13 protein-coding genes are annotated in these 14,657 nt (G+C 35.2%); 6 read left to right on the top strand and 7 right to left on the bottom strand.

The window, feature by feature from the left end; genetic code table 11:
* Positions 1-34: 34 nt before the first annotated feature.
* A complete protein-coding gene (gene dinB / locus G551_RS0108490) occupies positions 35-1,129 on the top strand; it encodes a DNA polymerase IV (RefSeq protein ID WP_027885171.1) in 1,095 nt (364 codons plus the stop codon).
* Here the strand turns inward: dinB and G551_RS0108495 are convergent.
* The 6 genes from G551_RS0108495 to G551_RS0108520 all read right to left on the bottom strand — a co-directional run bounded on the left by G551_RS0108495 (position 1,102) and on the right by G551_RS0108520 (position 6,167).
* Complete coding sequence (locus tag G551_RS0108495; protein ID WP_027885172.1) at positions 1,102-1,587, bottom strand: hypothetical protein; 486 nt, start codon at positions 1,585-1,587, stop codon at positions 1,102-1,104. The genes dinB and G551_RS0108495 overlap by 28 nt on opposite strands.
* Before the next feature lie 329 nt (positions 1,588-1,916).
* Positions 1,917-3,347, bottom strand: a complete 1,431-nt coding sequence (gene pyk, locus G551_RS0108500; protein ID WP_027885173.1) for a pyruvate kinase — start codon at positions 3,345-3,347, stop codon at positions 1,917-1,919.
* Positions 3,347-3,829, bottom strand: coding sequence for an IPExxxVDY family protein (locus G551_RS0108505; protein ID WP_027885174.1), 483 nt, complete (start codon positions 3,827-3,829; stop codon positions 3,347-3,349). The genes pyk and G551_RS0108505 overlap by 1 nt, the downstream gene beginning before the upstream one ends.
* A gap of 89 nt (positions 3,830-3,918) precedes the next feature.
* Positions 3,919-4,656 carry a ribonuclease III gene (gene rnc / locus G551_RS0108510; protein WP_027885175.1) on the bottom strand — a complete coding sequence of 246 codons (738 nt, stop codon included), beginning with the start codon at positions 4,654-4,656 and terminating at the stop codon, positions 3,919-3,921.
* A 7-nt stretch (positions 4,657-4,663) separates the two neighbouring features.
* A complete protein-coding gene (gene fabF, locus G551_RS0108515) occupies positions 4,664-5,917 on the bottom strand; it encodes a beta-ketoacyl-ACP synthase II (RefSeq protein ID WP_027885176.1) in 1,254 nt (417 codons plus the stop codon).
* A gap of 13 nt (positions 5,918-5,930) precedes the next feature.
* Positions 5,931-6,167, bottom strand: coding sequence for an acyl carrier protein (locus G551_RS0108520; protein ID WP_027885177.1), 237 nt, complete (start codon positions 6,165-6,167; stop codon positions 5,931-5,933).
* A gap of 157 nt (positions 6,168-6,324) precedes the next feature.
* Here G551_RS0108520 and purN point away from each other — a divergent pair, with 157 nt between their 5' ends.
* The 4 genes from purN (at position 6,325) to G551_RS0108540 (ending at position 10,531) form a co-directional block, all read left to right on the top strand.
* Positions 6,325-6,915 carry a phosphoribosylglycinamide formyltransferase gene (purN, locus tag G551_RS0108525; protein ID WP_027885178.1) on the top strand — a complete coding sequence of 197 codons (591 nt, stop codon included), beginning with the start codon at positions 6,325-6,327 and terminating at the stop codon, positions 6,913-6,915.
* A complete protein-coding gene (locus G551_RS0108530; RefSeq protein ID WP_027885179.1) occupies positions 6,915-7,544 on the top strand; it encodes a ribonuclease H1 domain-containing protein in 630 nt (209 codons plus the stop codon). The genes purN and G551_RS0108530 overlap by 1 nt, the downstream gene beginning before the upstream one ends.
* Before the next feature lie 115 nt (positions 7,545-7,659).
* Entirely contained in the window at positions 7,660-8,583 is a 924-nt protein-coding gene (locus G551_RS0108535) for a PfkB family carbohydrate kinase (RefSeq protein ID WP_027885180.1), read from the top strand.
* A 46-nt stretch (positions 8,584-8,629) separates the two neighbouring features.
* On the top strand, positions 8,630-10,531 hold the full coding sequence (locus G551_RS0108540; RefSeq protein WP_027885181.1) for an amidophosphoribosyltransferase: 1,902 nt from the start codon (positions 8,630-8,632) through the stop codon (positions 10,529-10,531).
* Between the two features lie 178 nt (positions 10,532-10,709).
* Here the strand turns inward: G551_RS0108540 and G551_RS0108545 are convergent, their stop codons facing one another.
* Positions 10,710-11,318 (bottom strand): superoxide dismutase, encoded by a 609-nt coding sequence (locus G551_RS0108545; RefSeq protein ID WP_027885182.1) that lies wholly within the window; start codon positions 11,316-11,318, stop codon positions 10,710-10,712.
* A 172-nt stretch (positions 11,319-11,490) separates the two neighbouring features.
* On the opposite strand from G551_RS0108545, the gene G551_RS0108550 reads away from it, so the two are divergent.
* Positions 11,491-14,634 (top strand): UvrD-helicase domain-containing protein, encoded by a 3,144-nt coding sequence (locus G551_RS0108550; protein WP_051191338.1) that lies wholly within the window; start codon positions 11,491-11,493, stop codon positions 14,632-14,634.
* Positions 14,635-14,657 lie beyond the last annotated feature (23 nt).

The raw sequence follows: 14,657 nt of genomic DNA on the forward strand, positions 1-14,657 counted from the left end.
CAGCGCAAATAAGAAGAATCGTTAACTTTGTATTGTGAAGCCGCAACGCAAAATTATACATATCGATATGGATGCTTTTTATGCCTCTGTCGAGCAATTGGACAATCCCGATTTGCGCGGAAAAGCGATTGCTGTTGGTGGCGGCTCGAAGCGTGGTGTGGTAAGTGCGGCAAGTTATGAAGCCAGAAAATTTGGTGTAAGAAGTGCGATGAGCGGTTCGATAGCCAAAAAACTTTGTCCGCATCTTATTTTTGTAAAATCTAATTTTGATCGTTACCGTGAGCTTTCACAACGTATTCGGCGTATTTTTTTTGAATATACCGATCTGGTCGAACCCCTTTCGTTAGATGAAGCTTATTTAGATGTTACTGAGAATAAAAAAGGAAATCCCAGCGCGACCTTAATCGCAAAAGAAATTCGGGCTAAGATCAAAGAAAAAACCGGTTTAAATGCTTCCGCAGGAATTTCGATCAATAAATTCGTGGCTAAAATTGCAAGCGATTACAACAAGCCGAACGGACAAAAAACAGTGATGCCCGACGAGGTGGAAGAATTTTTAGAAAATCTTGAAATTAGAAAATTTCATGGTGTGGGAAAGGTAACGGCTGAAAAAATGTATCAGCTAGGGATTTTTACCGGAAAAGATCTAAAAGCGAAATCGGAAGAGTTTTTAGCAGAGAAATTCGGAAAAAGCGGTCCTTATTACTACAATGTAGTTCGCGGGATTCATTTAAGTGAAGTTAAACCTAACCGCATTCGAAAATCTTTGGGTGCCGAGCGTACCTTTTCTGAAAATATTACTTCGGAAATATTTATGCTCGAACGTTTAGAACATATTGCTGAAGAGATCGAGAGACGTCTCGCAAAAAGTAAAGTTGCCGGAAAAACCGTGACCTTAAAAATAAAATATAGCGATTTCACACTACAAACTCGAAGTAAAACGATCTCGTATTACATCTCTACTAAAGAATTGATTCTCGAGGTTGCTAAAGAGCTGTTATACCAAGAACGAATGAAAGACTCGGTACGTTTATTAGGAATTTCTCTTTCGAACCTCAACACCGATAAAAAAGAGAAAATCGATGAAAATGAAAAAGAAGTTTACGTACAGCTTAAGTTTGAGTTTTGACGCTCAATTTCTAAAGTATCTAAAATAGCTTGTGCGTTTTCTGTAAAGAAGCCTAGTTTTTGATGTTTGAAATAAAAATTGATTGTTCCTTTTTTAACGCGCACATCTTTTAAATCTGTTAGAGCGTGAACTTTACTTTGATTGCTATGTGTCCAAATTAAATTTTGATTGGTAACTTGTAATTTAACTTTCTGTAAGTAAAAATTAAAAAGCATTATCACTTCTTCTTCTACATAAACTGTTTCTTCTTCTTTTATTTGATACAGATCAGGCTTTTTAAAACGGAAGTATAATTTATGCCATAGTGATGTTCCTACAATGGTGAATGATAAGTAAAATATTATTTCAATTAAAACTTCTTTAAACTCCCCACCTTGAATAAAATAAAAGAGACAGAAAAAGACGATTACAAATACAAATACTTGAATTAGATATACAAAAATGATTTTACTTTTCATTAATAGACAGTTTCTATAGTATATGAATTAGCAATATAACTAATTCCTAGATTCCCGTCAAAGTTTAAAAATCATTTTAATTAGTAAGATTTATAATCAAGTGACTATAATCAAAATTGATCTCTCTGAATTTTTAAGGCGAATAAATGAGTAAATGATTACTCACGAAATTTTATTTTGTGGAGTTCGTGAATGTTTCACATTTGAAGGATTTGTTTGAGCTCTTTCTAAATTTTGTGCGAACAAAAATTTAGAAAAGCGAGTCCTGAAAGCACGGCGGGTTGCTTAAAAAAGCAACCCGCAACGCCCAAATTATATGTGCTTTTGTATTATTCGATCTCTGAAACACGTAAAGTGTTCACCATACCTTTATTACCAATTGGCATTGCAGCAAGGTTCACGACGAAATCTCCTTTTTTCACTACTTTTTTATCTTTTGCGATTTGGTTTACATCTTCTACCGTATCGTCTGTACTTACAAATTTATCGTAATAGTAAGCATTAACTCCCCAAAGCAAGCTTAACTGAGTTAAAATTCTTTTGTTAGAAGTGAAGGCTAAAATTTTTGCATCTGGTCGCCAAGCTGAAATTTGGAATGCTGTGTAACCACTATTGGTTAACGTACAAATTGCTTTTGCGTCGATCTCATTTGCCATTAAAGCTGCGTGATAACATACCGATTTGGTAATGTATCTTTTAGTTTTAATATGTGGTGGGTCGTGAGGTACGGTAATTAGTTTTGAGTGCTCTACGCTTCTAATAATTTCAGACATTTTCTGGATTACCTCTACCGGATATTTACCTACAGAAGTTTCACCACTTAGCATTACCGCATCGGCACCATCCATCACAGAGTTAGCAACATCGTTTACTTCTGCTCTGGTTGGGGTAAGGCTAGAAATCATCGTTTCCATCATTTGCGTAGCGATAATTACGGGAATTCGTGCTTTCTTGGCTTTAAGTACTAATTCTTTTTGAATTAATGGTACTTCGTGAGCCGGGATTTCTACACCTAAATCTCCACGTGCTACCATTAAACCGTCACACGCTTGTACGATCTCATCGATATTTTTAACGCCTTCTGGCTTTTCAATCTTTGCAACGATTGGGATTTTATAATCACCATGCTTGTTAATCAAATCTTGAAGCTTCTTTATATCTTGTGCGTGACGCACAAATGAAAGTGCCATCCAGTCTACTTGTTTCTTTACTGCAAACTCTGCATCTTTCACATCTTTCTCGGTTAATGCCGGTAAAGAAATGTTGGTATTTGGCAGGTTAACTCCTTTTCTAGAACGTAAAGGTCCGCCTTGAATTACTTTGGCTTCTACTTCATTTTTTCCGTTGGTTTTTACCACTTCAAAAATAAGTTTACCATCGTCTAATAAGATTCGTTCTTTAGCTTTAACATCTCTAGGGAAGCTCTCGTAGTTCATATAAACACGTTCTGCTGTTCCTTGAAACTCTTTTCCGGTAGCAAAAGTGATAATATCGCCTTTGTTAACGATTACTTCTTCCTTCATCACACCAACGCGAAGTTTAGGGCCTTGTAAATCTGCTAAAATACCGGCATTGTAACCGTATTTTTCGTTAAGCTCCCTAATCATTTGTATGCGCTCTTCTACATCTTTATAATTGGCGTGGGAAAAGTTGATTCTAAAAATGTTTACCCCACTCTCTAACATCGCTTTTAAAACTTTCTTAGAGCTCGTAGCAGGGCCTAAAGTTGCTACAATCTTGGTGTTCTTTGATTTATGCATTAGCTAAAAATTAAATTTTCTATTGATTTGATTTGTGTAACCTCAATTTGATATGCGGTTACAATTTGGTTTATTTGGTTAATTTCTGAAAGTAGCTTTTTAATATTTACATCTTCATTGCTACTTTCTATTTTAAAAAAACAGTCTACATTTTTGTATTCGGGTAACAGGTTAGCAACTCTTTTTGTTTCTTCTTCAAACAAAAAACCATTACTCTGTAGATGATTTGCTTTTATTTTATATTTATTTGAAACTACATAGTAATTACAACCTTCTCGCTGATTATAAAATTTATATAGTTCGTAAAAAGCTAAACCTTCAGGATAGTTATAGTCTACATCTTGAGGTTCTCTTTTTAGACTGAGCCCTAAAAGTTTATTCAAATAAAATACTATTCGATAAACTTCTGCAGAACAGTGTATGGCGATTAAGCTAAAATTTTCTTCTACTAAATCATCCAGCACAAGTTTATTTATAGCCATACGTTTCTAATTTATAAATTTATAACAAAATTGCAACTTTTAGCAGAGGATAAAGTTAAATAATCTTGAAGTTTATCTCTTCTCCCTCCTTATTTTGGGCTTATTTTATTCTGAAAAGCATAATAAGCACGCTTCGATGCTTTTTCTTCTGCTTTTTTCTTTGAAGTTGCTCGTGCTTTAGCCACGACTTTACCGTCGATCCAAAGTTTTACCGCAAAATGTTTAAGCTCATCTTTGCCGGTATCTTCATAAACCTCGTAGTTGAACTTATGTTTTTGTTTTTGACACCATTCAATTAAAAGGCTTTTGTAGCTAATTACTTTTCCTTCTAATTGCTCAATATCGACATAAGGAGCGACGACGCGTTGGTAAATAAATTTTTCACAATATTTATAACCACGATCTAAATAAATAGCTCCTACCAAGGCTTCGAACAAATTCCCGTGAATGTTTTGCCCAAAATGATCTTTAGGTACGTTAGATTCTACAAACTTGATCAAGCCTAGATCTCTACCTAATTCATTTAAATGTTTTCGACTTACTACTTTCGACCTCATTTTGGTCAAATAGCCTTCATCACCACCGGGAACTTCATTATAAAGATAAGCAGCAATAATTGAGCTTAACATCGCATCTCCTAAAAATTCTAACCGCTCGTAGTTTAAATCATTCCCTAAAGCGTCTTTTTTATTTAATGATCGATGTATAAATGCCCGTTTGTAATGTTTGATTACTTTAGGCTTAAAGCCGATGATGTTTTGGATAGCATCAAAAAAATTCCCGTCCTTACCAGAACGGGAACTTAATATGTTGCGAATAACGTTCATTAAACGCTTACTCTGCTATTTTTTTGAATAAAACACAAGCATTGTGACCTCCGAAACCAAAAGTATTACTCATAGCTACGTTCACTTCTCTTTCTTGTGCTTTATTTAAAGTTAAATTTAACTCCGCATCAATATTTTCATCTGCCGTTTCATGATTAATGGTCGGCGGCACCAAACTATGCTTCATCGCTAAGATAGAGGCAATAGCTTCAATAGCTCCGGCAGCTCCTAAAAGGTGACCGGTCATTGATTTGGTTGAATTGATATTGAGGGTCTTTGCGTGGTCTCCAAAAACTTTGGTGATGGCTTTAAGTTCTGCGACATCTCCTAATGGGGTTGAAGTACCGTGCGTGTTAATTGCATCTACGTCTTCAGGGTTTAAACCTGCATTACGCAAACAGTTTTCCATTACAGCAACTACTCCTGTACCATCGGGATGCGGAGCCGTCATATGGTAAGCATCAGAAGACATTCCGCCTCCTAAAACTTCAGCATAAATTTTAGCTCCACGTGCTTTTGCATGTTCGTATTCTTCAAGAATTAATGCCCCAGAACCTTCTCCTAAAACAAAACCATCTCGATTTGCATCAAAAGGTCTAGAAGCTTTTTCTGGATCGTCATTTCTTGTAGATAAGGCATGCATCGCATTAAAACCACCCATACCTGCTTGCGTTACTGCTGCTTCGCTTCCGCCGGTAACAATTACATCACTATAACCTAGACGAATGTAATTTAGGGCATCGATCAAAGCATTTGCAGAAGAGGCACAAGCAGATACCGTAGTATAATTTGGACCCATAAACCCATGTTTGATAGAAATATTACCCGGAGCAATATCGGCTATCATTTTAGGGATAAAGAATGGATTAAAACGAGGTGTACCGTCACCGTTTGCGAAATTTTTAACTTCTTCCTGGAAAGTTTCTAAACCACCAATCCCGGCTCCCCAAATTACACCTACACGATATTTATCTACAGTTTCTAGATCGATACCAGAATCTGCGATAGCTTCATCTGAAGCTACTAAAGCATATTGTGCAAATCTATCGAGCCTACGAATTTCTTTGCGGCCAAAATATTCATTAAAGTCGAAGTTTTTGATCTCGCAAGCGAATTTGGTTTTAAACTTTTCAGTATCAAAATAGGTGATAGGCGCACTACCGCTTTTACCACTCACCAATGCGTCCCAATATTCTTCAATATTGTTACCTATAGGTGTTAAGGCACCTAGCCCTGTTACTACTACTCGCTTTAACTCCATACGTATGGTTTTCTTATTTTTTTGCTTCTTCGATGTAAGAAATCGCTTGACCTACAGTTGCAATGTTTTCTGCTTGGTCGTCTGGAATTTGAATATCGAATTCTTTTTCGAATTCCATAATTAATTCTACGGTATCTAAAGAATCCGCACCTAAATCGTTAGTGAAGCTTGCGTCGTTTACAACTTCGTTCTCGTCAACTCCTAATTTATCAACGATTATTGCTTTTACTCTTGATGCAATGTCTGACATAATTTTATCTTTTTAGATTTTTAATAAGTGGCAAAAATAAAAAACTTTAGTTTAAAACAAGTTTTACTTTAAAAAATGTGCCCTCAATTTACATATTTTTAAAGTAAGTAACTATTTTTATACTTTAATAATTTCTAAAAAAACGCAGCTTTAAGCTATGAACTCTGCAAATTCTACTAAAAAAATTATCATATTCGCTTCCGGGCAAGGCTCTAACGCTAAGAAGATTATTGAATATTTTCAAGATAGAAACGATGTTAAAATCGCGCATGTACTTTCTAATAACATTCGAGCAAATGTTTTAAAAATGGCACACGATTTTGAGATTAGCGCATTGCATTTTGATAGAACTGCGTTTTATGATACGCACGAAGTACTTCATGTTTTAAAAGATGCAGAACCCGATCTAATTGTTTTAGCCGGCTTTTTATGGATGATGCCCACAGAAATTATTAACGAATTCGAAAATAAGATCATCAATATTCACCCAGCACTGCTTCCTAAATATGGCGGAAAAGGAATGTACGGTAACCACGTACATCAAGCGGTTTTAGAAAATAAAGAGACTGAATCTGGAATAACCATACATTATGTAAATGAAAAATATGATGAAGGTGAAGTGATCGCTCAATTTGAAACAAAAATTACTCCAGATGATTCTATGGAAACGTTGAAGAAAAAAATTCAGCAATTAGAGCACGAGCATTTTCCTAAAGTGATTGACCAACTTCTATCGAAAAAAGCTTAATGGCGAAAAAAAAGTACTACGTTGTCTGGAAAGGAAACAAAACCGGAATTTTCACTTCTTGGGATGCTTGCAAAAAAGCAGTCGCCGGTTTTAAAGGAGCGCAATACAAATCGTTTAAAAGTTTAGCTGAAGCAGAAGAAGCTTTTAAAGTTTCTTATTTTGAATACAAAGAGAACAATCAAAATGGTGTTCCTTTATTTCAGCTTGAAAAAAGAGCAAAAGAAGTTAATTTCGACTCGATCAACGTCGATGCAGCTTCTAGCGGAAATCCCGGCAAGATGGAATACCGCGGTGTTTACACCAAAACCGGAAAGGAAATATTTAAACAAGGGCCTTTTCAAGAAGGTACCAATAATATAGGTGAATTTTTAGCACTCGTGCATGGGCTGGCTTTTCTTCAGCAAAAAAAAAGCAATCTGCCTATTTATTCAGACTCTAAAATTGCTATTGGTTGGGTAAAAAAGAAACGTTGCAATACCAAACTACAACCCAATGCAAAAAATGCAGATTTGTTTCAACTTATTAAAAGAGCAGAAGCTTGGTTGCATAACAACTCCTACTCCAACCCTATTTTAAAATGGAACACTAAAGAGTGGGGAGAAATTCCTGCTGATTTTGGGAGGAAGTAAACCATTGACTTTCAAATAAAAACGTATTCATTTTCAGAAATTTTTAATAAAACCGCATAGTTTTAAAATTTCTTGAGAAACGCCTTATATTTGCACCAAATTCTAAGCAAAACACATGAGCAAATTAGTTGTAGTAGGTACAGTTGCCTTCGATAAAATTGAAACTCCTTTTGGTAAAACCGATAAAATTTTAGGTGGAGCAGGAACTTATATTGGTCTTGCCGCTAAAAAATTTGGAGTAGATACCGCAATTGTTTCGGTAATTGGTGGTGATTTCCCGGAAGAATACATCAATATCTTTAAAGAAAGAGACATTAATATCGAAGGATTAAAAATGGTTAAAGACGGTAAAACTTTCTTTTGGAGTGGCCGCTACCATAACGATATGAATTCTCGTGATACGTTAGATACACAATTAAATGTATTAGCAGATTTTCAGCCGGTCGTACCCGCTTCTTACAAAGATGCAAAAATTGTGATGCTAGGTAATTTGCACCCATTAGTTCAATTAAGTGTGATCGAGCAAATGGAAAATCCGGATCTTGTTGTGTTAGACACGATGAATTTCTGGATGGATAACGCGTTAGAAGACCTTAAAAAAGTAATTGCTAAAGTAGATGTAATTACGATTAACGATGAAGAGGCCAGACAACTTTCAGGAGAATATTCGTTAGTAAAAGCTGCTCGTGAGATCGAAAAAATGGGACCTAAATATGTAGTGATCAAAAAAGGAGAACACGGGGCTTTATTATTTCATCAAAACGAAATGTTCTTTGCGCCGGCCTTACCTTTAGAAGAAGTTTTTGATCCAACCGGAGCCGGAGATACTTTTGCCGGTGGTTTTGTAGGTTATATTGCAAAAACCGGAGATACTTCATTTAAAAACATGAAAAACGCCATTATTTATGGCTCTAACTTAGCTTCTTTCTGTGTCGAAAAATTTGGAACTGAAAGGATGCTGAATTTAACCGACAAAGAAATTGACGAACGCTTAAAGACATTTAAAGCGCTAACGCAATTTAAAATTAGCTTAGACTAAACCCAACAAAGCAACAACACAACCCTAAATCTCTCGACAACACAATATGAGTGATGCTATTAAACACGAGTGCGGTATTGCACTAGTTAGGTTATTAAAACCTTTAGAATTTTATAAAGAAAAGTACGGTACATCTTTTTACGGTCTTAATAAGATGTATTTAATGATGGAAAAGCAACACAACCGCGGGCAAGATGGCGCCGGTTTAGCCAGCATCAAACTAGATACTTCTCCCGGTGAGCGCTATATTAGTCGTGTACGTTCTAACCAACCGCAACCTATACAAGATATTTTTGCACAAATTAACGATCGTATTAACGACGAGCTGCAAAAACATCCCGAATATGCAGAAGATGTTGCCGCGCAAAAGAAAAACCTTCCTTATATAGGTGAATTATTTTTAGGTCACGTTCGCTATGGTACTTTCGGTAAAAATAGTATCGAGAGCGTTCACCCGTTTTTACGCCAAAACAACTGGATGCATCGTAATCTAATTGTTGCCGGTAACTTTAATATGACCAACGTTTTTAAACTTTTCGATAATTTAGTTGAATTAGGTCAGCACCCAAAAGAAAAAGCCGATACCGTAACCGTAATGGAAAAGATCGGACATTTCTTAGATTCTGAAGTGCAAAAAGTATATAAAAAATTAAAGAAAGAGGGTTACAGCAAAAAAGATGCTTCTCCACATATTGCCAATAAAATTAATGTTGCTAAAATCCTGAAGAAATCTTCTAAAGATTGGGATGGTGGTTATGCGATGGCAGGTTTAATGGGTCACGGAGATTCTTTTGTATTAAGAGATCCTGCAGGAATTAGACCGGTATATTATTATATGGATGATGAAGTTGTGGTTACTGCTTCAGAAAGACCGGTAATTCAAACTGCATTTAACGTAGATTTTGATGATGTAAAAGAATTAGAACCGGGACACGCTTTAATTACGAAGAAAAGCGGTGAAACTTCTATCAAAAAAATCATAGAGCCATTACCTCGTAAAGCTTGTTCTTTTGAGCGTATTTATTTTTCGAGAGGAAGCGATGCTGAAATTTACCAAGAGCGTAAAAACTTAGGGCGTTTTATTATGCCTGATGTTTTAAAAGCCATTGATTACGATACGATCAACTCTGTTTTTTCATTTATACCAAACACTGCTGAAACTTCTTTCTACGGAATGGTTGAAGCCGCTCAAGATGAATTGAACAGACAGAAAAATGAAGCGATCTTAAATGAAAAAGATTCGCTTACCGATGAGCGTTTAAAAGAGATCTTATCTCATCGTTTACGTACTGAAAAAATTGCAATTAAAGACGCTAAGCTTAGAACCTTTATCACAGAAGATAGTAGCCGTGACGATTTAGTTGCGCACGTTTACGATGTGACTTACGGTGTGGTTAAACCACAAGATAATTTAGTGATCATCGACGATAGTATTGTTCGTGGTACAACGCTAAAGAAAAGTATTATTAAAATGATGGATCGTTTAGGTCCTAAAAAAATCATTGTCGTTTCTTCGGCTCCACAAATTCGTTACCCGGATTGCTATGGTATCGATATGGCTCGCTTAGAAGATTTTGTAGCTTTTAAAGCGGCTTTAACGCTATTAAAAGAAACCAACCAATACGATCTAATCGAGAAGGTTTACGAGAAATGTAAGCAGCAAGTAGATCTAGAAGATCACGAAGTAAAGAATTTTGTAAAAGAAGTTTACGAACCATTTACCTACGAGCAAGTTTCTAATAAAATTGCAGAATTACTTTGTGATGAAACGATCGAGGCAGATGTTGAAGTGATCTATCAAAAAGTAGATAAGCTTCATGAAGCTTGCCCTAAAAATTTAGGTGATTGGTATTTTACCGGAGATTACCCAACCCCGGGAGGAAATCGAGTGGTAAATCGCGCTTTCATCAATTTCTTTGAAGGCAATAAAGAGAGAGCATATTTGTAATTAATCGTAGATAATTTATAAATACTATAAAAAAACTACATTTATTTTCATAAATACATGAAAATATAATATATTTATACTTCCATAACAAAGTAGGTTAAGTTTATGGTAAAATTTGGGGCAAAAAAAGGTGGTTTTTCAACCACCTTTTTTATTACTCCACTATTTTAAAAATAGCTTATTTTCCTTTTGCATATTTAGAAGCAACTTCTTCCCAATCTACTACGTCGAAAAATGCATCGATATATTCCGGACGCTTATTTTGATATTTTAAGTAATAAGCGTGTTCCCAAACATCTAATCCTAAAATTGGAGTTCCGCCACAGCCAATTCCTGGCATTAATGGGTTATCTTGGTTAGGAGTAGAGCAAACTTCTACTTTACCACCTTCGTGTACGCAAAGCCAAGCCCATCCAGAACCAAATTGCCCTGCTGCAGCTTTAGAGAACTCTTCTTTAAAAGCTTCAAAAGATCCAAACTTGTCTTCAATAGCACTTTCTATATCTCCGCTTGGTTTTCCGCCACCGTTTGGCGACATTACTTCCCAAAATAAGTTGTGATTAAAAAAACCACCTCCATTATTTCTTACTGCCGAGTTAGATTTATCTAGGTTCATTAAAATGTTTTCAATGTTTTTACCTTCTAAATCTGTTCCTTCTACAGCAGCATTTAATTTTTTAGTATATCCTGCGTGATGCTTACCGTAGTGAATTTCCATAGTTTCTTTATCTATACTAGGTTCTAAAGCATCAAATGCATATTTTAATTTTGGTTGTTCAAAAGCCATAATTGTTATTTTTTAGTTGTTAATAATCAAATTCGCTATCAAAATTAATTATTAAACTATTCAATAGAAATAAAAATATGTTATAAAATACTTAAACCTTTTGTTTTTCATAGAAACGCATTATACCTTATCGTTTTTGCTTATATTACTTCTTCTAAAATAACCGCATATTTTGAATACGACTTCTTCGCCTTTTCAGGTTTATAACGCTTCCGCAGGATCTGGAAAAACTTTTACCATCGTTAAACAATATTTATCGATACTTTTAAAAGCTAACCGATTAGATTACTATAAAAACATTTTAGCCATTACGTTTACAAACAAAGCGGTGGGCGAAATGAAAAGCAGGATCGTGAAGAGTTTAAAAGATTTTGCTGAAGAAGAAACACCCACAAAATCTTTAGCACTTTTTGCTGAAGTACAAAAAGAAACCGGACTTTCTAAAGAAGAAATTAAAAAGAAATCCCATCTCATTTTACGAAGTATTTTGCACAATTATGCGGCTTTTGATGTATCGACCATAGATGGTTTTACACATCGCGTACTAAGAACATTTGCCAAAGATCTAGGTTTGCCCATCAATTTTGAAGTCGAATTAAATACGGTCGATATTCTCACTGAAGCCGTTGACAAACTAATCTCAAAAGCCGGAAGCGATAAAAGACTTACCAAAGTATTAATCGATTTTGCAATCTCGAAAGCCGATGACGATAAAAGTTGGGATATCACAAAAGATCTTTATGAAATTGCGCTGTTGTTGGTGAATGAAAATCATATTCTACCTTTAAAAGAATTAGAACAGAAAGAGCTGGAAGATTTTCAGAAGTTTGATGAAGAATTACGCGCTTACCTTAAAATTTCTGAAGATAAGCTCAAGCAAAATGCTGCATCATTTTTTAATCTACTTCAGCAAAATGGTTTAGAGGATAAAGATTATAATAGAGGTTCTATACCTTCACATTTTAAGAAAATTCAAGATTTATCGTATACGGTAAAAACTTCAGATAAAAAAACGAAATGGGAGCAAGAAATCGATTCTGCGCCACATTATGCTAAAAAACAAACCGACGAGAAGAAATCGGTGATGGATGCCATTCAGCCGCAAGTGGCCGAGCTTTATTTTTCTTCCGAAGAGCAAATCAACAAAATAGAGTTTTATAAAAGTATTCTCAAAAAGCTCACTTCACTTTCATTGCTCAATCTTATTCATAAAGAGGTTGAAGCGATCAAGACCGAAAAAAATCTGTTGCTCATTTCTGAATTTAACAGAAAGATTAGCGAAAGCATAAAAGAACAACCGGCGCCATTTATTTATGAACGTTTGGGCGAACGCTATCAAGAGTTTTTTATCGACGAATTTCAAGACACTTCTTCGTTACAATGGAACAATTTAATTCCGCTCATTGAAAATAACCTATCTACGCAAGATGAAACCGGCAAACAAAAAGGAAATCTGTTTTTAGTAGGCGATGCCAAACAATCGATCTATCGTTGGCGCGGTGGCGAGGCCGAACAGTTTATTAACTTGAGTGAAAATGCGAATCCGTTTAGTGCAGAAAAACAAACCATCACTTTGCCTAAAAACTTCCGCAGTCAACCGGAGATTGTCAACTTCAACAATAATTTTTTTAAGTTTTGTGCCGAGCGACTAAGCTGGGAGCAATACAGAACTTTGTTTGAAAGCGCGCATCAAGAACCGCATCATCAAAACGGCGGTTATGTAAACATCAGTTTTTTAGAAGCTACGAATGCTGAAGAAAAAAATGAGGCTTACCCGAAAAAAGTGCTTGCAACCATTAACGAGCTGACCCAAAAAGGCTATGCAAAAAGAGACATTTGTATTTTAGTTCGGAAGAAAAATCACGGTTATCAAGTCGCTAATTTTCTAAATGAAAATGGCATCCCGATTATTTCTACCGAAACTTTATTGGTTAAAAATTCTGAAGAAGTACGATTTTTGGTAGCGATTTTACAATTTTCTTTGAACCCAAGCGATAAGAACTTAAAGTTTGAAATTTTAGATTATTTATTTCAATCTAAAAAAGAAAGTGATGATTATTTCCATACAATTTACGATCGTCTTCAAAAAGATCATCAAGAATTTTTTGAGTCGTTAACTGAGTTTGACTATTTTTTTAACCTTAACGTTTTACAGCGATCTACATTATATGAAAGTGTTGAATATATAATTCGAAGTTTTCATTTAGAGCAAAAAGCAGATGCGTATTTACAGTTTTTCTTAGATTTTGTGTACGAATTTGCTCAGAAAAATATCGGCAACATCGCCGGTTTTATTGACCATTGGGAACTTAACAAAGACAAGTTAAGCGTGATTGCTCCAGAAGGTGAAGATGCCGTGCAAATTATGACGATTCATACTTCGAAAGGATTAGAATTTCCTATCGTGATTTACCCTTACGCTAACGAATCTCTAGAAGACACTAGGTTTGATGATATTTGGGTTCCGCTATTAGAAGCGCCGAATCAAATCCCATACGCGTATTTAAGTGCGAACAAAAAAATGAACGATTTTGGCGAAGTGCCTTCTGCGCTTTACCAAAAACTGCTGATCGAAAATGAATTTGACGCGCTCAATATTCTTTACGTCGCATTAACCCGACCAGAACAGCAACTCTATATTATTTCTGAAGTTGATCCTAAAAAACCGGAAGAAGTAAAAAATGATTATCCGGGATTATTAAAAGGTTATTTACAATCCTTACAACTTTGGAACGAAAATCAATTGGAATATAGTTTTGGCGATCTACCGGAAAATTCAACAAAAACAGAAGAGATTTCTTTACAACCAATGCCATTTATTTCTTCGCCACCTTCGAATCACGATATTACTTTAGTCACCAAATCTGGTTTATTATGGGATTCTGAACAACAAGAAGCCATCGATAAGGGAAATCTTATTCATAATTTATTAATGAATATTTATACTGAAAAAGATATTGCTCCAGCCTTAAAAAAATCGATCAAAGCCGGAGAAATGAATGCTGAAGATACCGAAGAATATAAAATGAAGGTAGAAGAATTCATTCAACACCCAGATTTACAAACATACTTTACCAATGAATATCAAATCTATAATGAAAAAGAATTAATTACCGAAAATGGTTTTAAACGTATTGACCGTCTTTGCTTAAAAAATAATGAAGCCGTCATCATCGACTATAAAACCGGAGATGAAAAAGCGATTTACACCAACCAATTAAACGAATACGCAAACTATGTTACTGAAATAGGATATCAAGTAAAACAAAAAATAATAGTTTACCTGTATCCTTCAGTTACGGTTAAGATTCTATAATTTTGCTAAAAATTGAAAAAAAA

The organism is Mesonia mobilis DSM 19841 (assembly GCF_000423405.1).
Lineage (GTDB): Bacteria > Bacteroidota > Bacteroidia > Flavobacteriales > Flavobacteriaceae > Mesonia > Mesonia mobilis.